18 protein-coding genes and 2 rRNA genes are annotated in these 25986 nt (G+C 39.6%); 9 read left to right on the top strand and 11 right to left on the bottom strand.

The genetic code is table 11. From position 1 onward, the window contains the following. Window positions 1–41: 41 nt before the first annotated feature. The 3 genes from OGI71_RS23400 to OGI71_RS23390 all read right to left on the bottom strand — a co-directional run bounded on the left by OGI71_RS23400 (window position 42) and on the right by OGI71_RS23390 (window position 2635). Complete coding sequence (locus tag OGI71_RS23400; protein WP_282252359.1) at window positions 42–947, bottom strand: class I SAM-dependent methyltransferase; 906 nt, start codon at window positions 945–947, stop codon at window positions 42–44. 185 nt (window positions 948–1132) lie between these two features. Next, a complete protein-coding gene (locus OGI71_RS23395; RefSeq protein ID WP_282252358.1) occupies window positions 1133–1891 on the bottom strand; it encodes an ATP-binding cassette domain-containing protein in 759 nt (252 codons plus the stop codon). 9 nt (window positions 1892–1900) lie between these two features. Further along, window positions 1901–2635, bottom strand: coding sequence for an ABC transporter permease (locus OGI71_RS23390; RefSeq protein WP_120262200.1), 735 nt, complete (start codon window positions 2633–2635; stop codon window positions 1901–1903). Between the two features lie 244 nt (window positions 2636–2879). On the opposite strand from OGI71_RS23390, the gene OGI71_RS23385 reads away from it, so the two are divergent. Continuing rightward, on the top strand, window positions 2880–3827 hold the full coding sequence (locus OGI71_RS23385; protein ID WP_282252356.1) for a DUF5668 domain-containing protein: 948 nt from the start codon (window positions 2880–2882) through the stop codon (window positions 3825–3827). Window positions 3828–3872: 45 nt separating this feature from the next. Further along, a complete protein-coding gene (gene ispG / locus OGI71_RS23380; RefSeq protein ID WP_282252355.1) occupies window positions 3873–5879 on the top strand; it encodes a (E)-4-hydroxy-3-methylbut-2-enyl-diphosphate synthase in 2007 nt (668 codons plus the stop codon). A gap of 92 nt (window positions 5880–5971) precedes the next feature. On the opposite strand, the gene OGI71_RS23375 is transcribed toward ispG, so the two are convergent. Then, complete coding sequence (locus OGI71_RS23375) at window positions 5972–6403, bottom strand: T9SS type A sorting domain-containing protein (RefSeq protein ID WP_282252354.1); 432 nt, start codon at window positions 6401–6403, stop codon at window positions 5972–5974. Window positions 6404–6662: 259 nt separating this feature from the next. Here OGI71_RS23375 and OGI71_RS23370 point away from each other — a divergent pair, with 259 nt between their 5' ends. Next, entirely contained in the window at window positions 6663–8609 is a 1947-nt protein-coding gene (locus OGI71_RS23370; protein WP_120262196.1) for a KUP/HAK/KT family potassium transporter, read from the top strand. Window positions 8610–8685: 76 nt separating this feature from the next. Further along, window positions 8686–9597 (top strand): 23S rRNA (adenine(1618)-N(6))-methyltransferase RlmF, encoded by a 912-nt coding sequence (gene rlmF / locus OGI71_RS23365; RefSeq protein WP_223581191.1) that lies wholly within the window; start codon window positions 8686–8688, stop codon window positions 9595–9597. A gap of 74 nt (window positions 9598–9671) precedes the next feature. Here the strand turns inward: rlmF and OGI71_RS23360 are convergent, their stop codons facing one another. After that, window positions 9672–11372 (bottom strand): amino acid permease, encoded by a 1701-nt coding sequence (locus tag OGI71_RS23360; RefSeq protein WP_282252348.1) that lies wholly within the window; start codon window positions 11370–11372, stop codon window positions 9672–9674. Between the two features lie 79 nt (window positions 11373–11451). Continuing rightward, window positions 11452–12135 (bottom strand): hypothetical protein, encoded by a 684-nt coding sequence (locus OGI71_RS23355; RefSeq protein ID WP_282252346.1) that lies wholly within the window; start codon window positions 12133–12135, stop codon window positions 11452–11454. Window positions 12136–12238: 103 nt separating this feature from the next. Between OGI71_RS23355 and tyrS the strand changes: the two genes are divergently transcribed. After that, the gene (gene tyrS / locus OGI71_RS23350) at window positions 12239–13519 is read left to right on the top strand and encodes a tyrosine--tRNA ligase (RefSeq protein ID WP_282252344.1); all 1281 of its coding nucleotides are present in this window, start codon (window positions 12239–12241) and stop codon (window positions 13517–13519) included. Window positions 13520–13658: 139 nt separating this feature from the next. On the opposite strand, the gene OGI71_RS23345 is transcribed toward tyrS, so the two are convergent. Then, a complete protein-coding gene (locus OGI71_RS23345) occupies window positions 13659–14168 on the bottom strand; it encodes a GNAT family N-acetyltransferase (protein ID WP_282252343.1) in 510 nt (169 codons plus the stop codon). A gap of 273 nt (window positions 14169–14441) precedes the next feature. On the opposite strand from OGI71_RS23345, the gene OGI71_RS23340 reads away from it, so the two are divergent. Then, a complete protein-coding gene (locus tag OGI71_RS23340) occupies window positions 14442–17177 on the top strand; it encodes a DNA translocase FtsK (RefSeq protein WP_282252340.1) in 2736 nt (911 codons plus the stop codon). Window position 17178: 1 nt separating this feature from the next. Next, window positions 17179–17829 carry an outer membrane lipoprotein carrier protein LolA gene (locus OGI71_RS23335; RefSeq protein ID WP_282252338.1) on the top strand — a complete coding sequence of 217 codons (651 nt, stop codon included), beginning with the start codon at window positions 17179–17181 and terminating at the stop codon, window positions 17827–17829. Between the two features lie 98 nt (window positions 17830–17927). Here the strand turns inward: OGI71_RS23335 and OGI71_RS23330 are convergent, their stop codons facing one another. Continuing rightward, window positions 17928–18740, bottom strand: coding sequence for a lytic transglycosylase domain-containing protein (locus tag OGI71_RS23330; RefSeq protein WP_282252336.1), 813 nt, complete (start codon window positions 18738–18740; stop codon window positions 17928–17930). A gap of 242 nt (window positions 18741–18982) precedes the next feature. Here OGI71_RS23330 and OGI71_RS23325 point away from each other — a divergent pair, with 242 nt between their 5' ends. Together OGI71_RS23325 and OGI71_RS23320 are read left to right on the top strand one after the other, a co-directional pair. Continuing rightward, window positions 18983–20707, top strand: a complete 1725-nt coding sequence (locus OGI71_RS23325; RefSeq protein WP_282252334.1) for a pseudouridine synthase — start codon at window positions 18983–18985, stop codon at window positions 20705–20707. A 105-nt stretch (window positions 20708–20812) separates the two neighbouring features. Further along, window positions 20813–21280 carry a nucleoside triphosphate pyrophosphohydrolase family protein gene (locus tag OGI71_RS23320; protein WP_120262186.1) on the top strand — a complete coding sequence of 156 codons (468 nt, stop codon included), beginning with the start codon at window positions 20813–20815 and terminating at the stop codon, window positions 21278–21280. Window positions 21281–21416: 136 nt separating this feature from the next. Here OGI71_RS23320 and OGI71_RS23315 read toward each other — a convergent pair whose 3' ends face one another. From OGI71_RS23315 to OGI71_RS23305, 3 genes are all read right to left on the bottom strand, one after another. Beyond that, the gene (locus OGI71_RS23315) at window positions 21417–22358 is read right to left on the bottom strand and encodes a TIGR01212 family radical SAM protein (RefSeq protein ID WP_282252331.1); all 942 of its coding nucleotides are present in this window, start codon (window positions 22356–22358) and stop codon (window positions 21417–21419) included. A gap of 330 nt (window positions 22359–22688) precedes the next feature. Next, window positions 22689–22800, bottom strand: a 5S ribosomal RNA gene (gene rrf, locus OGI71_RS23310). Between the two features lie 146 nt (window positions 22801–22946). Continuing rightward, window positions 22947–25828: ribosomal RNA gene (locus OGI71_RS23305) — 23S ribosomal RNA — on the bottom strand. Window positions 25829–25986 lie beyond the last annotated feature (158 nt).

Genomic DNA, 25986 nt, shown 5'->3' with positions numbered 1-25986 from the left:
TTTTATGTCATTAAGTACTTGCGTTTATTCAACAGCAAGATCTACTTTGCAATTTTACGAAATTTCCCAAAAACGCCCAGCGGTAATTTCGGCCCTGCAGTAGCCTGTAGAAAAAGTTCTCCAATCTCTAAATTCTCTACTTTCGGAAATGCAGTTTTTATTAGATTCTCAACAATAACAGAAGAGAAACCTAATGAATAGGTATTTAAGATCAAGAAATGCTCCGTAGGATCCAGCAATTGGACAACCTCAGTCATCATCTCCATGATATGATCTTCAAGCTTCCATTTCTCTCCTTTTGGTCCATGTCCATATGCTGGTGGATCCAATATGATACCATTGTAAGTATTTCCACGTTTTAGCTCACGCTTGACAAACTTCAATGCGTCCTCAACCATCCAACGAATATTGTCGAGATTGGAAATCTCCATATTTTCATTGGCCCAGGTCACAACCTGCTTAATGGAATCAACGTGTGTTGTATCTGCTCCTGCAGCCTTAGCTATTAATGAAGCACCTCCGGTATAAGCAAAAAGATTTAAAACTTTAGGCTTTTCAGTCTTGAAAGAACGAACAGATTCCGAAATATAATCCCAATTGACAGCCTGTTCAGGAAATATCCCAACATGCTTGAACGAAGTAAGGCCCAACCTAAACTTGATCGCTACATCATCGTTTTTATATTGGATATGCCAACGATCTTGAATCTTCGGATTTTTTTTCAACCATTCTCCAGAGGTAGCTGAACGCCCCTTGAACTTGATATGATAACGTTTGTTCCATTCTGCATCGCTCAAAGCCTTAGGCCATACAGCTTGTGGTTCGGGTCTGATTAATATAAGATCTCCAAAACGTTCTAATTTTTCAAAATCACCACAGTCAATGAGCTCATAGTCCTTCCAATGTTGTGGGGTCAATAGTTGTATATTCGTTGTTGCCAAAATCAAAATTTTCCGACAAAACTAAGCTAAATTTCTTTTATATTGAAATTTAGCGTTCGCCCATCTTACTTAAAAATAACATTCGTAAGATTAAAACATATAAAAATTCCATGTAAATCAATAAAGACACAATCTGTACAAAAAACAGCTATTGATTATAGATTTCAATCATAGGCTTCCCTTTTTAGTATTTATAGTCCCATAGAGGCCTTTGCACTTTTCATCAACGGGCTTGCAAACACAAAATTATTTAATTCTTCTACATCTGACCGCATCATATCTTTATTGGATCCCTCCCAGAATTTCTGCCCTTGATATAAAAACAAAATATATTCACCAATTCCCATAACCGAATTCATATCATGGGTCACAACGACTGTCGTACACTTTAATTCTTGCGTAATTTTAAGAACCAGCTCGTCGATTACGATAGAGGTTTCAGGATCTAAACCTGAGTTGGGTTCATCACAAAAAAGATATTTGGGATTCATACTGATTGCACGCGCAATGCCTACCCGTTTTTTCATCCCTCCGGATAACTCCGCGGGGAACAACTTGTTGCGTCCCTCTAAATTAACTTGTTCCAAACAATGGTTCGCACGGTCCAATTTCTCAGATTTAGACATATCTGTGAACATATCTAGAGAGAACATAATATTCTGCTCGACTGTCATTGAATCGAATAAGGCCGAATTTTGGAACAGCATACCTATTTCTTTCCGGATGGGCACGCGTTCCTCAAAATTCATCCGCGTGAAGTCCGTTTGGTCAAACAACACTTTTCCTTTTTCCGGATGATGTAATCCGACGATACATTTTAGTAAGGTACTTTTTCCCGAACCAGATCCACCAATAATTAAACTCACTTTTCCAGGTTCAAAATTTGCACTGATCCCCTTTAAAACATGGTTATCACCGAAAGACTTATTAATATTTTCAATTTGAATCATATGATCTTTTTAAAGCATTAATGCTGTAATCACATAGTCTGCCGCCAGAATAGTGATACATCCAACTACAACAGCTTCAGTGCTCGCTTGTCCTACTTCTAAGGCCCCTCCCTTCACTTTATAGCCTTTATATGCCGATACGGAAGTAATAATAAAGCCAAATACAACAGCTTTTACAAGTGCTACGGTCACTGTAAATCCATTAAAATTATCTTGAATACCTAAAATATAATCCGCTGGAGTTACAGCTCCGGAAAGAGAGCCTCCTAATAGACCACCTACTAATGCACAGACTATGGCGATAATAACCAGCATCGGAATCATAGTCACTCCTGCCAATATTTTAGGCAATATGAGATAACCCGGAGCATTTATCCCCATAATCTCCAAAGCATCAATCTGCTCAGTCACGCGCATTGAACCGATTTGGGAAGAAATCGATGAGCCAATTTTCCCCATCAGTACCAATCCTGAAATCGTAGGTCCTAGCTCCAAAATATTTGAATCCCTATTGATGGAACCAATAATTGAATTGGGAATTAGATCGGAAACCATCTGAAAAGCGATCTGCATGGTCATTACTGCTCCAATAAACGTGGAAATGATCACAATAAGTCCTAAAGATCCTATACCGATATCAGTCATTGTCAGCATGGTCTCTTTCCAATAGATACGCCCCTTCTCCGGCCTTTTAAAGACTGACTTAAGGAGTATTAGATATGCACCAATGTGATGAAAAATCATATTATTAATTTAAATTCTATATATTATACACACCAATCTTGATGTTTGGTGCGTGTATCCATTAAAGGTACTTAATTCCAACAAATATATAAACAAGCGAAAACCTAAAAAGTAGGAGAAAAACAAAATTACTTACCGATCAATTACTCACATTTACCGAATTTTTATGTATAATAGCCTAATCTTTCGTGCAGTGTCTAACAAAGCGATTTACTTTTGGGATATATAACAAACGGAATTAGTCATGAACACACAACGTATAACAACTGGAATTACAATTCTTTTTATAGGGATTGTCTTATTATTATCCCAACTTAACAGTATTTCCTTTAATTGGGTAGGAATTTTCAGATATTGGCCATTATTTATTGTCCTCGCTGGAATCCGTATGCTGGTCCCTAAGGATCAACAAATAGGACAGTTTATTGCTATCGGTGCTACTGTAGTTATCCTGGGCTTTCTTACATATATCGGACTATCTACCCCAAAAGAACCTCTTTTGACGCAATTACTAAAAAACAAGGGGGTACAGATCGATATGGACGATCCAAATGATAAGACCAACTATACAGCACAAAAACTACAAGTCCCTCTAAATGATAAAATCAAAAGCGCAAATTTAAACATCGATTTAGGAGCTACATCCTTAAAAAACGATACTGCAACTACATCATCAATTTTCACCGCATACAATACCTCTAGTGAATATCTTTTGGGTATGACTACACATGGTGAATCTTCAGATAAAATTGATATTAACTTAAAAGGTAAATTCAAAGACAAAGATTTTAATAGCAAAAATAACAATACCTACATTGCACTCAATCCAAATATCGTATGGAAGCTAAACTTTGATATTGGTGCAATTGATGCCAAATTAGATCTTTCACCGTATAAAATTGAAGTATTGGATATTGATGCCGGGGCGACAAGTCTAAAATTAAAACTTGGACAACCTTTAGCAACAACAAAAATATCCATGGATGCTGGTGCATCTTCGATCGAAATTGCGATTCCAAAAAATGCAGCATGTCGTATCACCAGTGATAATGCCTTATCATCTACTTCTTATGAAGGCGATTTCTTAAAAATGGATGGTATGGTAAAATCAACAAATTATGATGCAGCGACTGAAAAATTTGATTTTGACATCAATGGTGGAATTGCTTCAATAAAAATTAGAAGATATTAATTGACAGTGATTTTTTAGTCAAGAAAAGCTAACTTTGTGTTATATATGAACACAAGTAATATGTTGACTTTACCAGGGATCTATTGCAATTCCAAGGTAGAATATTCGAGATGGAAAACAAGGGAAATTCAGATCGGTGATATCCCTATGGGTGGAGACAACCCGATCCGCATTCAAAGTATGACTACTGTGGATACAATGGATACACTGGGCTCTGTAGAACAGACTATTCGAATGGTAGAAGCAGGTTGTGAATATGTTCGTATCACTGCGCCAAGTATAAAAGAAGCTCAGAATCTTGCAAATATAAAAAGTGAACTTCGAAAAAGAGGTTATAACGTACCCTTAGTAGCAGATATCCACTTTACACCAAATGCTGCTGAAGTTGCCGCCCGAATCGTTGAGAAAGTTCGGGTAAACCCAGGCAATTATGCCGATAAGAAGAAATTTGATCTGTTGTCATATACTGAAGCAGAATATAAATTAGAACTAGAACGTATCTACACGAAGTTTGCTCCACTGGTAAACATTTGCAAAGAGTATGGTACTGCTATGCGGATTGGCACAAACCATGGTTCTCTTTCAGATCGGATCATGAGTCATTATGGGGATACTCCTGAAGGAATGGTAGAATCCGCCATGGAATTTATCCGGATGTGCGAAGATCTTAATTTCTATAATCTATGTATTTCAATGAAATCTTCCAATCCGCAAGTAATGGTCAAGGCCTACCGCTTGCTGGTTGAAAAGATGGTTTCTGAAAACATGAACTATCCGCTACATCTTGGCGTGACAGAAGCTGGTGATGGAGAGGATGGTCGTGTGAAATCTGCAGTAGGAATAGGTACACTTCTAGAAGACGGGCTTGGAGATACTGTAAGGGTTTCTCTTACGGAAGAGCCTGAACGCGAAGCCCCAGTAGCAATAGCGTTGGTCAATAGGTATAGTCAGCGAAAAACCACTCTGGCCAATCAACCGAAAGAAGAAATCATACAACTCTCACCAGATAGCCCAACTGTTCCATATCAGAGCCAAGAGGTCAATACCTTCATCGGCGGTTCCCTCGTTCCCAGAATCATAACAGATATCTCGAATGAAAATCTGAAAGACGCCCAAATTCTTACAAAAGTTGGTTACCGTTATGATATCCTTTTGGATAAATATCATATGGGTGAGCAATCCGTAGATTTTGTTTATCTAGGGGATCATTTGCCTTCATTTAATATGCCCGCAAATTTAAAACAGGTATATAATTTTGAGACATGGTCCAACCTTAAAGACAAGACAAATATCCATCCACTCTATACGCTGGAAGAGTTTGTACATGTAGACAATAAGGATAGTGTGTTGAATATGGTAAAAATTCATAATACGGATTTAACGAGCTCGTTATTTGAATCATTACCGTTAGACAAGACTGTTGTATTTATATTAGAAACCGACCATACACACGGAATGGCGGATCAGCGGCAATTTTTCCGAAATCTGCAAGAAATCGGTATTGATAATCCTGTCATTATCAAAAGATCCTATCGTAAAGAGGATTTTTCAGGTCCTATGGGCGAGTTTATGAACCCTGAGGAACCTATCTCGAAAATACAGTTATATGCTTCCACAGACATGGGTGCATTGTTAATTGATGGTTTAGGTTCGGGCATATGGATTGATTCTCCGGCGACCCCGTTAGAGAACATTGCGTCTCTTTCCTTCGGAATATTGCAAGCAACCCGCTCAAGAATATCAAAAACAGAATATATCTCTTGCCCAAGCTGTGGAAGAACATTGTTTGATCTTCAGGAAACCACTCAAATGATTCGGAGTCGCACCAATCACCTCAAAGGCTTGAAAATTGGCATTATGGGTTGTATCGTGAATGGCCCCGGTGAGATGGCTGATGCAGATTATGGATATGTAGGAGCTGGTCCTGATAAGGTAACCTTATATAGAGGCCAAGAAGTCGTCAAAAAGAATGTCAGTTCAGCACAGGCATTGGACGAATTGATCAAGATCATCCAAGATGATGGGCTATGGATTGATGAAGTACAAGAATAAGCGATAATATAATAAGGAAGGGGATCAAATGATCCCCTTCCTTATTATATTGTAAATTCAATTTTTTTATCAATTGAGTCTTCTCGTCATACTTAGCGGACAGAAAATCTTTTTACCACAGTCTCAGATCCAGCAACAACACGCACAAAATAAAATCCAGTTGTCAATTTGCCACCATGTTCAAAAGAAAGATTCTGAACACCAGCGTCAAGATTTCCATTCATCAGTTGTAGAATTTCATTACCTAAAGCATCCATGACTTTAATAGACACACTAGATGACTTTGCCAATTTAAAGGAAAGATTGACTTGTTCTGCAATCGGATTATAAAATACTTTAACGTTATTGATCAGTTTCTCAGTATCCTTAATATTGTTATCTCCAAATCCCTCATTACCGTTCCAAGTAGCTTGCAAAAAAGTATGGTCATCAGGAGACTTCGCATACACTCGACCTACCCCGCTGCACAAGGTCAGTGTGGTAATAAGTGTTAAATAAGCTGCTTTAAGTAGATTTCTCCCCATAGTGTTAAATTAGACTTCAAATATTGGTTACGGTTTAATCAAATATAACGCTAACTATTTGAATTATCAACAACAAAGTTAGTATTTTGTTTAAAATTTTTTGAGGTAAAGTAGGGATCGATAGATTCTTTTAACAAATTTTAACAGCTATTGCGCATGTCAAATGAAATGCTAAAATTTGGCGCAGCAAATGTACCTGCTTAAAGTACGGACAAAAAGTCTATTTTTGCATTATATTTTGAAATAAAATAATAATTAAATGACAGATAACAGTCATCACAACAGTATCAATAAGGTGAGTGTCGCCGGATTATTGATCAGTTTAGGAATCGTGTTTGGAGATATCGGCACCTCGCCGCTATATGTTTTCAAAGCAATCATGGGACAAGGTGCCATTCAAAAAGATCTTGTTTTGGGAGGCCTCTCCTGCGTCTTTTGGACACTTACCCTGCAAACAACCATCAAATATGTCTGGATCACCTTACGTGCGGACAATAAAGGCGAAGGTGGAATTCTTTCACTTTACTCTTTGGTTCGTAAACGAGCACCATGGTTGATTTTCCCAGCAATGATAGGTGCAGCCACATTGCTAGCTGATGGGATGATTACACCCGCTATCACAATATCCTCTGCGATAGAAGGTTTGGATATCAAATTTCCAGGTCTTCCAACGGTACCAATTGTTGTAACGATTATTTCTTTACTTTTTATTATTCAACGATTTGGCACTTCTGTTGTCGGAAAAGTATTCGGCCCGTTAATGACAATATGGTTCACGATTATTGGAGTTCTTGGTCTGTCCCATATCCATTTGGCCCCAGAAGTAATGAAAGCAATTAATCCGTATTATGCCTTTCATATCTTAATAACCTACCCACACTCTCTACTCTTGATCGGTGCTGTATTCCTTTGTACAACAGGTGCTGAAGCCCTATATTCAGATATGGGACATTGTGGTAAGGCAAATATTCGCATTAGCTGGATTTATGTTAAGATCACACTGATATTAAACTATTTTGGTCAAGGAGCCTGGTTATTAACACAGGAAGGTCGTGTCTTAGGCGGAGCAAATCCGTTTTACTCCATTATGCCAGATTGGTTTATCGGTTATGGTATTGCTATCGCAACTATTGCAGCCGTGATCGCCAGTCAGGCCATGATCTCGGGATCCTACACCTTAATTTCAGAAGCTGTACGTTTAAACATCTGGCCCAAAGTTGCTATCCGCTATCCTAGTGAGCATAAAGGTCAATTATATGTCCCGTCAATCAACCTTATTCTTTGGATCGGTTGTATGATCGTTATCTGGGTTTTCGAAGAATCAAGCAAAATGGATGCGGCCTATGGTCTTGCCATCAACCTAACAGTACTGATGACAACCGTTTTAATGGGTTATTTCCTAGCCATGAAAAAAGTCAACCGCGTACTCATTGGGATTTTCCTAGTAGCGTATTTTGTGATAGAATTGACATTCCTGATCGGTAATGGTGTAAAAATTGCCCATGGCGGTTGGTTGACACTTTTATTAGCGATTGCCTTGTTTGGTACAATGTACTGCTGGTATACCGCGCGCAAGATTAAAAATCGTTTTGTTAACTTTATCAATATCAATAAATATTATCCGATTATATCGGAATTGAGCGAAGACAAGTCCGTTCCACCCTTTGCGTCACATTTGGTATACCTGACCAGTGCAAATTTCAAATCTGAAATTGAAGCCAAAATTATTTACTCCATCATTAATAAAAAACCTAAACGCGCTGACGTTTACTGGCTGGTACACGTAGATGTTATGGATCATCCCCACACCAGGGAATATTCCATTGATCAACTGATCCCTGGAAAACTTATACGGATTGACTTCAAATTGGGTTTTAGAGAAGAACAGCGTATTAGCCTACTCTTCAGAAAAGTAGTTGAAGAAATGGTAAAAAAAGGTGAAATTGACATCACAAGTCAATACGATACACTCCGTAAACATAATATTCCAGGAGATTTCAAATTTGTTGTACTGGAAAAGGTATTATCCAAAACCAACCAGATGTCATGGATCGAAAAAGTGATTATGGACATTTATGGATACCTGAAAAAAATGAGTTTATCCGAAGAAAAGGGATTTGGTCTAGATTCCAGTTTCGTCACGATTGAACGAGTTCCACTGAATTTCCCCCAGACATCGGAGGTTCATCTCATACGAAAAGATTAAGTCTTAAAAGGTGGTGCAGAAGCATCACCTTTTTTATTCAATAGAATTGCATTACTTTTGTTGCAAATATTATATCATGGCAGACGCTAATCCAACAAAGAAATTACACCCTCGAAATAGACATCTCGATAATTACAATTTTGACGAACTTAGCAAAATCGAACCTTCCTTAAAAGATTTTGTTACAGTAAATGCTTATAAGCTCAAAACAATTGATTTTAACAACCCCGATGCTGTTAAGGTTTTAAATCAAGCACTTCTAAAAAAATACTACCACATCCAACATTGGGATATCCCAAAGGAAAATCTATGCCCTCCTATTCCAGGTAGAGCAGATTACATCCATTATGTTGCGGATGTTCTTGCCAGAGATAATAACGGTGAAATTCCAAAAGGAGGAAAGGTACGGGTGCTAGATATTGGTGTGGGAGCCAGTTGTATCTATCCCATTATTGGTCACCAAGAATATGGATGGAGTTTTGTTGGTTCAGAAATCATAAAAAAAGCATATAAAAACGCGATTGAAATTACACGTACAAATGTGAGCTTAAAAAAGAACATCCAAATACGATTACAGAACAATCCAAAAGCGATTTTCAAAGATATCATCCTCCCAGATGAAAAATTTGACATGATCATCTGCAATCCACCTTTCTTTAGTTCGCAGACAGAAGCATTACAACAATCCGTACGTAAAGCTACAGGTATAAAAAATGCTAAATTAGATGAGAATACCGTTGTCCAAACGTTCTCAGGACAAGGAAGTGAACTTTGGTGTGATGGCGGCGAGAAAGCCTTTTTGACACGCATGATATTTGAGAGCCAATTCTACAAAGATCAGGTTAAATGGTTCTCCTCATTGGTTGCCCATCGTGAAGACGTCCGTTTTCTACAGCATAAGTTAAAGAAAATCAATGTAAAAGAGTCCGAAGTTATCCGCATGGAACAAGGTAACAAAGTAAGCCGAATCCTTTTGTGGAGATTTTAATCGGTAAAAATTTTTAAAAGGAAAAGGAGCTATTGCAAAACAACAGCTCCTTTTCCTTTTAAAAATAGGGGACGCTATCCCTCAATAGATACTGATTTATTGAGCTTAGAATGTTTATAGCCATACATAAAATACACACCTAAACCAATGACCAACCAAATCACAAAAATAATCCAGTTACTTGCACCAAGCTCCGTCATCAGATAAAGATTAATCAATATCCCGATAACAGGTAAAAGCGAAAAATTCATTTTAAAACTATAAATACCCAGACCCAACCATGTTAGCCAAAAAATGATCACTAACATTTTATGTTCTACTATTTCCAAAATGGAAAGCTTCTTCCATTCGTCCAATGTATCTTTTCCATAGATTCCTATCAAGACAGTCGCGATGATGAGTCCTGCTCCAACAACGTATTTACCATTGATGTAGGGAACCTTAAATTTGGATTTGGCCGATAATCCCGAATAATCCATATACAGTACACCCGCGCAGACTAAAATAAACGCGAAGAACGTACCAACGCTCGTCAAATCAACAAAGAAGTCCATCTTGAAAAATAAAGAAGGAATCGCTACGACAAGACCTGTTACAATTGTCGCAAAGGAAGGTGTTTTATATTTCGGGTGAATAGTCGCAAATTTCTTCCATAATAATCCATCCCTACTCATTGTCATCCAAATCCTTGGTTGAGCCAATTGATAGACCAGAAGGGCACTGGTAATAGCAATAACAGATGTTACTGATATAACCCCAGCCATATGGTCAAATCCAACATACTTAAACACAAAAGCCAAAGGATCCTTTACATTAAGTTCAGTATAATTTACCATCCCTGTCAACACCAAAGTAATAGCCACATAGAGTACTGTGCAAATCAATAAACAATAAATCATTGCTTTAGGTAGATCACGTTGTGGATTTTTACATTCCTCGGCAGTTGTTGAGATCGAATCAAATCCGATAAAAGCAAAGAATACGGCCGCCACACTTCCAAGTACCCCCTGTAGGCCATTTGGTGCAAAAGGAGTCCAATTTTCGGGCTTCACGTAAAAGATTCCACCAAAAATTACCGCCAAGATTATCCCGACCTTGATCATAACCATAATCATGCTTGCTTTTTGGGATTCCTTAATACCTATATAAACGAGCCAAGTAACCAAAAAGGTAATTACCCCTGCTGGTAAGTCAAATATAATAGGCATTCCTCCGATCCGTGGCGCACTGTTAAATGCAGCAAGTCCATGCTGATCAATAGCCGTAAGACTTGACATCCCATGCTGATTCATTTTATCCACAGCATCATATGCATACCCTGGTGCCATCGAAAGCCAAGCAGGCATGTGCAGCCCAAACCCTTCCAGCATAGAAACAAAATATTGCGACCAGGAAATAGCTATTACCGTATTTGAAACCGCATATTCTAATACCAACGCCCAGCCAATAATCCAAGCAAACAGCTCACCAAAAGCCACATAGGCATACGTATAAGCTGATCCCGAGACAGGTACGGTACTGGCAAACTGTGCATATGCAAGTGCTGTAAACACGCAAGCAAAAGCAGTAAAAATAAATAGAAGAGAAACGGCTGGCCCACCTTCATAACTCGCTAATCCGATGGTGCTAAAGATTCCAGCGCCCACAATAGCGGCTATACCCAATGAAACCAGATCGGTTACCCCCAAAACCTTCGCGAGGCCAGTTCCACCCTCCTTTTGGGTATCCAGTAGGATCTGATCAACACTTTTCTTCCGAAAAAGTCTATGTGACATGTAATATTAGTTTTATACGTAAAATTATGCGAAAATAAATATTTTCAAGGTCTTATACTATTGGTATTTTTTGGATAGACTATTTAAAGTCGACCAACTCATAATGAATATATTGATAAATCTCTTGATAGTCCGCCATATGATGCTGTAAATAAGAAATCAATTGTTCCGTCAATAACTCACGCTGATGCTCCTGAACTTCAAATTGCCATAAGCGCTTACAGATATTGAAAAGCGCACCCGCAATTTTTTCAACATGCGCATAATCATAGATATATTTCCAGTCAATAAATTGATGGTAAAATTTATCAAACTTAGGAATATCACTTAATTGGTTTATTTTCAAAAATTTCCGCACAGCATCTTCGTTCACCTGCGACATTGCCGCATAGAACTTATCTATAGACACCGCTTTTTGCTGTGTCAGGATATGATCCAGTAACAACTCTAAAGCAATATGTGCCATAAAGGAAGGGCGAATAGGCAGTTCCTTTAGACTTGACTGTATCTGTAACTTTAGTTGATGTGTGTGATGAAAAAAATAAGTTGAATTATGAAAGAGACGATCAACCTCTATATGACGGTTCCAACCGATATAAAGTTGTTCCAACAATGGGTTATCCAGCAATTCATCTTCATATTGCCTGGGTTTGAGCACAAAAGTTTTATCGGCATTTTTTAACAGATCAGGTAACAACCCGCCAACAATTCGCTCGGGATTGGTCGCAAACCGCTCAAAATAAAAATGTGATAAAAAATTCATATTAGCTTATTAGCGTGTGCTTTTATATGGAATTATTCGCTCAATATACGCTTAATCTCCTATCTTTGCATCTTGTAAATTAAAAAATTAAATCCATTTAACAATGAGCTTTGTAGAAGAATTACGTTGGAGAGGCATGCTGCAAGATATTATGCCTGGAACTGAAGACTTACTGAATAAAGAAAAAGTCGCTGGCTATATCGGCTTTGATCCCACAGGAGACTCTCTACACGTAGGACACTTAACTCAAATCATGACCTTAATCCATTTCCAAAATGCGGGGCATAAACCAGTAGCATTGGTGGGTGGCGCAACAGGAATGATTGGAGACCCTTCTTTCAAATCTGCAGAGCGTAACTTACTTGACGAAGCAACCTTACAACATAATGTTGCTTGTCTAAAAAAACAGTTAGGCAAATTTCTTGAATTTGGAGAAGGCGAAAATGATGCCCAGATGGTTAATAATTACGATTGGTTCAAAGATTTCAGTTTTTTGGACTTTATCCGTGATATCGGTAAAATGATTACCGTCAACTATATGATGGCAAAGGATTCTGTAAAAAAACGTTTAGAAGGAGACAATGGTCTATCATTTACAGAATTCACCTATCAATTGATTCAAGGTTACGATTTCTATTATCTGTGGAAACACCACAATTGTAAAATACAAATGGGTGGATCTGATCAATGGGGTAATATTGTCACAGGAAGTGAAATGATTCGTCGTCAAGATCAGGGAACAGCTTATGCCATTACGACACAATTGATTAAAAAAGCAGACGGCCAAAAATTCGGAAAGACAGAATCTGGGGCAGTCTGGTTAGATCCAAAGAAAACTTCGCCCTATAAATATTATCAATTTTGGTTAAACACCTCAGATGACGATGCCAAAAGCTGGATTAAGATCTTTACACTTAAGCCGCAGGCAGAAATCGAGGCGATCATCGCCGAGCACGATGCCGCACCACATTTGCGCATTGTCCAAAAAGCATTAGCAAAAGATATCACGATTCGCACGCATTCTGAAGAAGCTTATGAGACTGCTATTAAAACCTCTGATTTTCTTTTTGGCAACGGCTCATTGGAATTTCTAAACGATTTAGATCACGAAGCTGTCCTTGAAGTATTTGAAGGTATCCCACAATTTCAGGTAGCAAGAGAAGATCTAGAAGCAGGAATCAATATCCTCGATCTGTTGGCTGTCAATACGCAAGTTTTCCCGTCAAAAGGCGAAGCCCGTAAAATGCTCCAAGGTGGTGGTGTGTCTATCAACCGTGAAAAAGCAACAGATATTGAACAAGTGATCACCGAAAGCAATTTGGTGAACAATAAATATATTATTGCACAGAGAGGTAAGAAAAATTACTATTTGATTATTGCATAAAACTACGTTTTACGAAATAAAAAATCCCTTTTTACAGCGTAAAAAGGGATTTTTTATTTTTTATAGCTAGTCATTAAAGTCTGTCACAAAACCAATCTTATTTTAACTCATGTTCGCTCGATCCTGGTGCTATAGTCACTTATTTCAATAGTTTTTCAAAAGCCCGACGAGCAGCACCTCGAAAATGTACTTCTCCACAATATTGATACCCTAGCTTATCAAATACGTGCAACATCCCCCCATTATCAAAATTCGTGTCCACTTTGATACTATATATTCCATTATTTACCGCTATTTCCTCCACTCCTTGCATGATGGCGGTACCAACGCCTTTTACATGTGGATCCTGAGCTGAAGCCAAGCGATGAATACCTACATATTCCCCATCACTAAGCCATTTGCCATCAATATCATTATAAGCAGGTTCGATATCGAAAATAATAGCAACGTAACCGATGATTTTACCATCAACTTCCACAACATGCCCATACCCTTTGTCTATATCTGACTGTACCACATCTTCATTTGGATAACCATCTTGCCATTGCCTGCTGCCCTGCTCCTTTCGTAATGCGATTGCCTGTTGTATAATTTCCCAAATCCTTCCTTTATCCGCCTGTTCTGCTTTTCGTATCTGAAACTTATTCATAATGCCTTAATTTGATCAGTAAAACTACATAATTTACTTTAACTGTAAAAGACAGACAAAACCACCATATTCTTTTCCGCTTAGGTCAATCTTTACAACAAATCTATTCTCAGGGCATAGTATTTGCTAGTTATAATTGCTATTATTCATTTAATAGCCTATCTGAAATTATTCGTTTATGAAAAAATTACAAACTTAAAATAATTTGTTCATGATCTTCAAAATACTATCAAAATAACTAAGTTTGTAAGCAGTATAATTGTGAGCTTTTCAATGTCAAATAAAGGAAATACATTTAGGCAGGCAGGAAATTCAGTTTCTGGCAAGCGTGCCCCGTCAAAAGAATCGGCAACATTTAAAAAAGAAAAAAGTCAAACAACCAGCGTCCCTAGGGATTACTCAGATGCGCAACAGAAGACTGTCAAAATTCTAGGGATTTTGTTGCTTGTACTTTCGTTGGCTTTTGCCACTGCTTTTGTCTCTTATCTTTTTACATGGGAAGATGACCAAAGTTATATCGCCAAAACAAATGGCGGTTGGGGAACCCTTTTTAGTTCTTCCGAAGAAATTCACGATGAGGCTGTCGAATTACCTGTCGTTGACAATAAATTAGGGAAATTCGGCGCATTACTTGCCAATCAATTTATGTATGAATGGTTTGGCGTTGCCTCTTTCCTTTTTATTCCGGTATTATTCATTTTGGGCTATCGTCTATTATTCAAAAAATCCTTGCTTCCATTATACCGTACTGTTGTTTACTCATTTGTAGCAATTGTCTTTATTTCTGTAACATTGGGGTTCTTACATGGATTTATGGCAGATACACCGCATATGCTGGAAGGCAAATTTGGTTTTTGGACCAATAAGCTGCTGGAAGCACAGGTTGGTATTGTGGGTGTGGGGTGTATTTTAGCATTTGCGTACCTGACAACATTGATACTACTATACAACTTAGATTTCAAATTTGTATTGTTCAGCAATCGAAATCCCAAATCTTTATCCGAGGAGCTTGAAGATGAAGACAGCGAAGATTCCTATACTGGGAATAACCTAAGAACCAAAGTGCATGTAGAGGATGATTCTATACAATCTGTTAGAGAATCTTTCCAACGACCAACTTCAATAAATGAAAGATTTCAATCCAGTCGGGAGAAAGATGCGCAAGAAGAGCTTGAGCGCCCTGCATTTACACATCACCCCATACCAGAGATACAAATAGATCCGAAGGACAAGGTTGTACTCACCTTTGATGGGAGCCCTTTGGAACGTACGGAGAGTACGCCTTCCATTAGCTTCACCATTGATCAACCAGATGAAGATACGGAAGAACTAAATAGCCCAAGTATTCAGGAAAACTATAGTCCCGCTATAACAATTATCCCTCAACCCGAGCCAGAGCTCCCTGTTGAAGTTGCCATAGTACCGGGTTTGGTTGTCGAGGATATTAAAGAAGAAAAAGAAATTACAGCGAGCGATCTAGTTGCCCAATTTGGTCAATATGACCCTAAATTGGACTTATCGGGCTATCAACACCCTACGCTCGACCTATTGCGAGATTATGGATCTGGTAAAATTACCATCAATCAGCATGAACTTGAAGCAAACAAAAACAAAATTGTTGATACACTTAGAAACTATAGCATTGAGATTGAAAGTATAAAAGCCACAATTGGCCCTACAGTTACCCTATACGAGATTATACCTAAACCCGGCGTACGGATATCAAAAATCAAAAATCTGGAAGACGACATTGCCTTAAGCCTTGCGGCGCTTGGAATTCGGATTATAGCACCAATGCCGGGTAAAGGAACCATCGGTATTGAAGTACCGAATTCGAGTCCCGAAATGGTATCCATGCGATCTGTTTTGGCTACTGAAAAGTTCCAAAAAACAGATATGGATCTGCCAATCGCATTGGGAAAAACAATTTCTAATGAGGTCTATATTGCCGATTTAGCAAAGATGCCCCACCTTCTGGTTGCGGGTGCCACAGGTCAGGGTAAATCCGTTGGTATCAATGCGATTTTGACATCTTTATTGTATAAAAAGCATCCTGCTGAACTCAAATTTGTGCTTGTCGATCCAAAAAAAGTTGAACTTTCCCTATTCAAAAAAGTTGAACGTCATTTCTTGGCCAAATTACCCGATGAGGAGGAAGCGATCATTACCGATACAAAAAAGGTTATCAACACATTAAACTCACTTTGTATAGAGATGGATCAGCGTTATGACCTGTTAAAAAATGCACAGGTTCGTAATTTAAAGGAATATAATGCAAAATTTATCAATCGCAGATTAAACCCTGAGGAGGGTCACCGATTCTTACCATATATCGTTCTTATTGTTGATGAGTTTGCCGATTTGATGATGACTGCCGGAAAAGAAGTAGAAACCCCTATTGCACGACTGGCCCAATTGGCCCGTGCCGTAGGAATTCACTTGGTTATTGCAACCCAACGTCCTTCAGTCAATATCATTACAGGTACAATCAAAGCCAACTTTCCGGCACGTCTTGCTTTCCGGGTGTTATCAAAAGTAGATTCGCGAACTATCTTAGATACCGGCGGAGCAGATCAGTTAATTGGTCGCGGGGATATGCTTCTGGCTACTGGAAGTGATTTGATACGTATTCAGTGTGCATTTGTCGATACACCAGAAGTTGAACAGATCTCCGATTATATCGGAGCACAACGTGGTTATCCATCGGCATTTATGCTCCCAGAATATGTAGATGAAAACGGAGAGGGTTCAGGTAGCGTAGATTTTGATCCAAAAGATCGCGATCAATTGTTTGAAGACGCTGCTCGTTTGATTGTCATGCATCAACAAGGTTCTACATCTTTAATCCAACGTAAATTGAAACTGGGTTATAATAGAGCTGGACGAATCATCGATCAATTGGAAGCCGCCGGAATTGTAGGCCCATTTGAAGGAAGTAAAGCACGTGAAGTTCTTTATCCAGATGAATATTCGTTAGAACAGTATTTGGAGACATTAAGAAACAATTAACATGAAAAAACAACTATGGTTAGTGCTAAGCCTGTTGCTTCTCACAATGAGTCAACACAGCTATGCGCAAAATGATGCCGCAAAAGCATTACTTAACAAAGTAAGTCAAAAGTATAACGGATATAAGACTATACAAGCCGGTTTTACCTTAGACATAAAACAAGCAAATGGAAGTTCACATTCAGATGCGGGCACCTTGTATCTTGACAAGGCAAATAATAAATACCATGTCAATACCAAAAATCAAATTCTAATTTCAGATTCCAAAACACAATGGAATATTATGAAATCAGAAAAAGAAGTCGAGATATCCGAGGCGAGTAACTCAACGAATGAGATCAACCCGACAAATATCTTTTCATTCTATACCTCAGGCTTTAAATATGCGTTAGCAGCTACGGAAAAAGTAAAAGGAATAAGTTTGAGTGTTGTGGAATTAACACCAATTGATAGCAAAAAGAACTATTCCAAAATTAAGTTGCGGATCAATAAAGCGAATAATTTGATCTACGATACGACTATTTTTGATAAGAGTGGTAATCGCTACACATATACCTTGAGTTCACAAGAAGGAAACAAGTCCATTGCATCCAGCTTTTTTACCTTTAATAAAAGCAACTACAGCGGATTTGACATTGTCGACCTAAGATAAGATCTACCGTTCGGATAGATCGACTCTCCGGCCAAATAAGACTAACAAAAAAAGGATTTCCCAATGGGAAATCCTTTTTTATTTTGTTTGTTCTTTATCTAGAGCATATTAGGTTCTCTATCCAGCGTCTCAGTCTCTTTGTCCGCATAACGCGAATAACCGTGTTTCTGCGGATGTTCGATAATCTCCTTCATTGAAACCAATTTATACACGTAAGATCCAGTCTCATTGTTCAGCTTCAAAGCAAAATAATCATCCTTCTTCTGTCTTCTTATTGAACCTTTTAAACTACCATCACCAACATTGTATGCCGCGGCCACTAAAGTCCAATTACCAAACTGAGCATAAAGGTATTTTAAATAGCGTGCTGCTGCATGAGTGGATTTCACTAGATCTTTTCGATCATCTACTGCGCCATTGACCCTTAAGCCATACAAACGAGCTGTTGCTGGCATAAATTGCCAATAACCACCCGCCCCTTTTGTCGAAACGACAGCTTTACTCAGGCCACTTTCAACCAGTGGGATGTACTTAAAATCTTCGGGAATACCATGTGATTTCAGGATCTTGGCGATCATAGGCAAATAGGTCTTTGCCTTTTTATGCATATCATATGATCCTGTTTTTTTAAATGAAAATCTACTGAAGAACTTGCGCAATTTGCTTTCCACTAATGGACGATCCATTGGTAATGAATCTTCAGCAAATGTCAATGAACTCAGGTAAGATTCAAAAGAATTGCTTTTTTCTTTTTTCTCTTCGTCGCCTCCATGATGAGTTGGAATTTCGACTAACTTCGCTGCTGCGATCTTATCGCTGCCAGAAGTGTTGTTGTGTGGGGTTGAGTATAATTTTGAAAGCAATAAAGCAAACAAAATCAAACTACTACATAATACTTTTTTTCTTATCATTCACTCCCTTAATGCTATCCTATCCACGAGTCAAATCGATCAAAAAATAGCTTGGTTCAAATTCGAGGGGACAAAGATAAACAGTATTTATTTAAAAAACAAATAGTTACGTTACAGCTATTTTAAAGGGTATTTTTTCACGTTCAAATTGTCCAAATGCAAGAAAAGACAAAAAGATAAGGATTTTTTCGCAAAACCCAAAATTATACCTAACTTTGCAGTTCACATTTTAGCAAAACACAATGCCATTCAGCAATAAAAGGAACAGTCGTGATGACAACTCCAGAAAGTCACGGGGCAACTCAGATAGCTTCAAATCTAGAGGCGACAAGAATAATAGTTTCGGTAAAAAATCGTCCTTTGGTTCAAAGGATCAATCTGAAAGAGGTTCTTTCAGAAAAGATGACAACCGCGAGAATAGATCATTTGGATCTAATAAATACGCAGACAAACCATCCTTTAGAGGAGAAAACAACTCCTTCCGTTCAAAAGACAATTCAGAAAAGCCTTTCAACAGAGGTGGCCGTTCATTTGATAAAAATGATTCTTCTAGATCTTTTGACAAAAGAGATTCATTCAACAAATTTGATAAATCTGAGCGTTCTTTTGATAAAAAAGATAATTTCAAACGTTCTGACAGAAACGACTCTTCTCGATCTTTCGACAAAAGAGAAGGTTCATTCGATAAAAGAGATAGCTTCAAGCGTTCCGATAGAAACGACTCTTCTCGATCTTTCGACAAAAGAGAAGGTTCATTTGATAAAAGAGATAGCTTCAAGCGTTCCGATAGAAATGATTCTTCGAGATCTTTCGACAGAAAAGAAGGTTCATTTGATAAAAGAGATAGCTTCAAGCGTTCCGATAGAAATGATTCTTCGAGATCTTTCGACAGAAAAGAAGGTTCATTTGAGAAAAGAGATAGTTTCAAACGCTCTGACAGAAATGATTCATCAAGATCTTTCGACAGAAAAGAAGGTTCTTTTGAGAAAAGAGATAGTTTCAAACGCTCCGACAGAAATGATTCATCAAGATCTTTTGACAGAAAAGAAGGCTCTTTTGAGAAAAGAGACTCATTCAAGCGTTTCGATAAGGATGACCGTTCATCAAACAATCGCAGCAGAAGCTTTGATAAACCATCTAACAGAAAATTCGATGGGGATAGAAGCAGAAACTTTGATGAAAACAAGAGTTTTGACGATAAACAATACATCAAACGTCCTAAGAAGAAAACCGAAACGTCAGCAGAAGATGATGGCTTAATACGTTTAAACCGTTATATTGCCAATGCAGGTATTTGCTCAAGACGTAAAGCAGACGAATTAATCGCTGCAGGTGTCATATGGGTAAATGGTGAGGCTGTTACTGAATTGGGTACCAAAGTTGATCCAGCTACAGACGAAATCCGTTACAACAACGAGCGTTTAAAGCGTGAGAAAATGGTTTATGTTTTACTCAATAAACCAAAAGACTACATCACAACGACAGATGATCCTCAGGAACGTCATACTGTAATGGAACTTGTCTCCAAAGCAACCAAAGAACGCATCTATCCAGTTGGTCGTCTTGACAGAAATACAACCGGATTACTTTTGATGACAAACGATGGCAATCTTGCGGAAAAACTTTCCCACCCACGTAATAGCATCAGCAAAATATACAATGTTGAACTTAATAAAAGTCTTACTCAAGGAGATTTCAACAAGATAAATTTTGGTATTGAATTAGAAGATGGCGTAATCAAACCAGATGATTTAAGCTATGTACAAGGAGGTTCTAAAAGAGAGATAGGGATTCAGATCCACTCTGGTAAAAATCGTATCGTACGTCGTATTTTCGAATCTCTTGGTTATGACGTTGTCAAGTTAGATCGTGTCGTATATGCTAACTTGACGAAAAAGGATTTACCACGCGGACGTTGGAGATATTTAGAAGAGAGAGAAATTGTTCAATTGAAACATTTGATCTAATCAAATTTCATTTGAGAAATAAAATAAAGGGCGGTCATTCAGTTAACCGTCCTTTATTTTTTATATTTGCTCCTGAGATAAGAAGAGTATAAAAAATAAAAGAATATGACTGATCCAAAAACACTTTCATCCGTAGCGGAATTCCATAAAACATTCCAACATCCGATCCTGGATACACCAACAATTCCTTCTGAACAAAGATGTGCACTACGGGTTTCGTTGATAGCTGAGGAATTAAAAGAACTAGAAGAAGCTATCCAAGATAAAGATCTTGTGGAAATTGCAGATGCCTTATGTGACATTCAATACGTCCTCGCTGGAGCGGTTCTTGAATTTGGTTTAAAAGATAAATTTTCAGCACTTTTTGATGAAGTGCAACGTTCAAATATGAGTAAGGCGTGCAATGACGAAGCTGAGGCAATCGCTACTCAAGAGCATTACAAACTTAAAGGAGTAGAATCTTACTATAAAGAAGTTGATGGAAAATTTCTGGTTTTTAGAACGGCTGACAATAAAACACTAAAGTCTATCAATTATTCTCCAGCAGATCTGAAATCCATTGTCGAAGGATAATTTGACTTACAGTACAACATAAAATAAATACGGCTTCCAAAAGGAAGCCGTATTTATTTATACTATATCAATTCTATTAGTCTTATAGAATTGTAGAAATGAACAATCTTTTTCAATCTGAAGTCTATTCATAAAGTTAACAGAGACTACCCTGCACGACTTTTCGAGCTTCCAGACCTTTGTCAATATAGGTTTGAATCCCCGACTTAGGCAATCCCCAATTTGGCGCTATCAATAGCTCTTTGTCTGCGATACCAAAAATACGTTGGATAATCAAATCAGAACGCAAACGCGGAATAAATTTTGAAAGGAAGTCCGTATAACCTTCTATAGAGAACAATTCAAAAGGTTCACGCTTATATTTTACGCCCATAATTGAACCTTCCACAATATGTAAATGGTGCAATTTAACAAACTTAATTTGTGGAAACCGATTAATCTCATCAGCGTATTTTAACATCATCTCCTCCGTCTCCCATGGAAATCCGAAAATAGTATGCACACAAAGCTCTAAAGGTGTATCCTTTAACATATCCATAGCCTTAATGAATTCATCGTGCGAGCAACCTCTATTGATCTTTTCCAAGGTATCATTGTAAATCGATTCCATTCCCATTTCCAAATCTACATCATAACGATCGGTATAAGATTCCAACAAAGCAATTTTTTCAAAGTCCAAACAATCTGGACGTGTACCCACAGAAAGACCTAGTGTATTGTCGGGATCTATGCTTAACGCTTCGTCGTACATCATTTTCAGTAAATGTGTTGGTGCGTACGTATTGGTATTGGGTTGGAAATAAATAATAAATTTTTCTGCGCCATAGCTGTTACGAGCGCGTTCAATTCCTGATTCTACCTGCTCACGTATAGAAGGAATTTTTCGCGCAGTATCGGGCGTAAAAGAATCTACATTACAGTAAGTACACCCACCATAGCCCTTGCTACCATCTCTATTGGGACAAGTGAAATTGCCATCGACAATCACTTTAAATACTTTCTGTCCGTTATATTTTTGCTTTAAATAAGCGCCGTAATGATTATACGGCTTAATTCCGTTATCCAATAATGTACCCATTGCGCCGCAAAGTTACTCAATAAAAACCATAAATAGATTACTACTCAGGAACAAAGCGCTATAACATCGTCCATTCTTCTGTCATTTTCGTTTTGGCGGGGCCAGTAATCGCTGGGAAATATATAAACGGGATAATAGCACAGTACTTTAGATCAGGGCCATACAGATCTGTACCGGATAGTACGGTTGAGGAGCCTTATCCCCATGTGGCTTTTAGGAGTGGATCCCTCTGTAACTTTTGGGAGCGGCACCACTTTTCTCTGGAATCTTTTGGGAAGTCTGTAAACGAAAGAAGCCCTTGACTGTTTCCAGCAAGGGCTTCCGTGTAAAAAAAGGCACCGACCTACTCTCCCACCTGTTACGGCAATACCATCGGCTCTGGCGGGCTTGACTGCTCTGTTCGGAATGGGAAGAGGTAGACACCGCCGATATAGGCACCTAAAGATCTTGTATAGTATCAAGTTTTAGATAGCAGTATGTAGACTTTCATGTGAAAGTTTATACCCATCTTATAGCTTAAACCATAATGACATATATATTGAAAGATTAATTCAAAAATTAAAGAGGAAGACAACAGTGTCTGTCTGCTTGAGAAAGCTTCGGGCTATTAGTACCACTTGGCTTTGGTCTCTCAACCTTTACACCTATGGCCTATCAACGTAGTCATCTCCTACGACCCTATAAGGAAGTCTCATCTCGTGGCTAGTTTCGCACTTAGATGCTTTCAGCGCTTATCTATTCCAGACGTAGCTACCCTGCCGTACACCTGGCGGCATAACAGGTTCACCAGAGGTCTGTCCAACCCGGTCCTCTCGTACTAAGGTCAGATCCACTCAAACTTCCAACGCCCACAACAGATAGGGACCGAACTGTCTCGCGACGTTCTGAACCCAGCTCGCGTGCCACTTTAATGGGCGAACAGCCCAACCCTTGGGACCTTCTCCAGCCCCAGGATGTGACGAGCCGACATCGAGGTGCCAAACCTCCCCGTCGATATGAGCTCTTGGGGGAGATCAGCCTGTTATCCCCAGCGTACCTTTTATCCTTTGAGCGATGGCCCTTCCATACAGAACCACCGGATCACTATGTCCGTCTTTCGACCCTGTTCGACTTGTTGGTCTCACAGTCAAGCAAGCTTATGCCATTGCACTCCACGTACGGTTACCAAGCGTACTGAGCTTACCTTTGAAAGCCTCCGTTACCTTTTTGGAGGCGACCACCCCAGTCAAACTACCCACCAAACAATGTCCTCCTCATAAAGGAGTTAGAAACCGAATACAGAAAGGGCGGTATTTCAAGGTTGATTCCACGACTCCTGGCGAAGCCGCTTCAACATCTCCCGCCTATCCTACACATCCTGTACCCAATCTCAATGTTAAGCTATAGTGAAGGTGCATGGGGTCTTTCCGTCCCGTTGCGGGTAATCGGCGTCTTCACCGATACCACAATTTCACCGAGCTCATGGCTGAGACAGCGCCCAGATCGTTACACCATTCGTGCAGGTCGGAACTTACCCGACAAGGAATTTCGCTACCTTAGGACCGTTATAGTTACGGCCGCCGTTTACTGGGGCTTCGATTCAATGCTTCTCTTACGATGACATCCCCTCTTAACCTTCCAGCACCGGGCAGGTGTCAGGCCTTATACCTCATCTTGCGATTTTGCAAAGCCATATGTTTTTGTTAAACAGTCGCCTGGGCCTTTTCACTGCGGCTGCTCTTACGAGACAGCGCCCCTTCTCCCGAAGTTACAGGGCCATTTTGCCGAGTTCCTTAGCCATGACTCACTCGAGCACCTTAGGATTCTCTCCTCGACCACCTGTGTCGGTTTGCGGTACGGGTCTTCATAACCTGAAGCTTAGCGGGTTTTCTTGGAAGTCTGTTTACCTGCTCTATCAGCGCCACCGGAGCTTTGCTGTACTATTGGGGTTCAGCAGGGTCGGCGGATTTGCCTACCGTCCCTATACCTACGCCTTTCAACGAACTATTCCGTCAGTTCGCGGCAGTGTCACTACTCCGTCACCACATCGCAGTTATGAAGAGTACTGGAATATTAACCAGTTGTCCATCGGCTTGCCCCCTTCGGGTGCGCCTTAGGTCCCGACTGACCCTGATCCGATTAACGTTGATCAGGAAACCTTGGTCTTTCGGTGGGCGGGTTTCCCACCCGCCTTATCGTTACTTATGCCTACATTTGCTTTTCCATACGGTCCAACACCCATTACCAGATATCTTCGCCCCATATGGAATGCTCCCCTACCAGATGCATATCTTTCAATGCAAATCCATAGCTTCGGTACCGTTCTTGATGCCCGTTTATTATCCACGCCCGGCCGCTCGACTAGTGAGCTGTTACGCACTCTTTAAATGAATGGCTGCTTCCAAGCCAACATCCTAGCTGTCTGGGCAACCGGACCTCGTTAGTTCAACTTAGAACGAATTTGGGGACCTTAGCTGATGGTCTGGGTTCTTTCCCTCTCGGCCTTGGACCTTAGCACCCAAAGCCTCACTGCCGGCCATATTTAATAGCATTCGGAGTTCGTCTGGATTTGGTAGGATTTGACTCCCCCGCACCCAATCGGTAGCTCTACCTCTATTAAACTCGATGCCGACGCTGTTCCTAAAAACATTTCGGGGAGTACGAGCTATTTCCCAGTTTGATTGGCCTTTCACCCCTACCCTCAGGTCATCCGGAAACTTTTCAACGTTTATCGGTTCGGTCCTCCATTACATGTTACTGCAACTTCAACCTGCCCAAGGGTAGATCACAAGGTTTCGCGTCTACCTCATCTGACTATGCGCCCTATTAAGACTCGCTTTCGCTTCGGCTGCGTCCCTGAAGGACTTAACCTTGCCAGACAAGAGTAACTCGTAGGCTCATTATGCAAAAGGCACGCTGTCACAGAACTTGTCTGCTCCAACCGCTTGTAAGCACACGGTTTCAGGTTCTTTTCACTCCCCTGTTCGGGGTTCTTTTCACCTTTCCCTCACGGTACTGGTTCACTATCGGTCTCTCAGGAGTATTTAGCCTTACCAGATGGTGCTGGTGGATTCCCACAGGATTTCTCCGGTCCCGCGGTACTCAGGATACCACTATGCCAATATTCTTTACCTGTACGGGGCTCTCACCCTTATCGCGCAGTTTCCCACCTGCTTCCAGTTCATAGCATTGTACAATATCGTGGTCCTACAACCCCGACTATGCCGTAACATAATCGGTTTGGGCTCTTTCCCGTTCGCTCGCCACTACTTGGGAAATCATTGTTATTTTCTTCTCCTACGCCTACTTAGATGTTTCAGTTCAGCGCGTTCGCGTATTATACGACTATTCTTCAAATAGTCAGGTTGCCCCATTCGGAAATCTCTGGATCAAGTCGCATTTGCCAATCCCCAAAGCTTATCGCAGCTTATCACGTCCTTCTTCGCCTCTGAGAGCCTAGGCATCCCCCGTGTGCCCTTATTTACTTTCTTCACCGGCATAGCCTTTTGCTACTATGCGGCTGCTTGTGATATATATACCCGTATGCTACGTAAAGATTCGTTCGGCCTTCGACCGAGGGTCTCCTCCCTACATCAAACACATACAAGTATTGTCTCTATACTGTTGTCTTCTCTTGTAATTTTTTTTC

Source organism: Sphingobacterium sp. ML3W, from assembly GCF_029542085.1.
Classification (GTDB): Bacteria; Bacteroidota; Bacteroidia; order Sphingobacteriales; family Sphingobacteriaceae; genus Sphingobacterium.
This window is presented reverse-complemented; position numbering and strand designations above follow the sequence as displayed.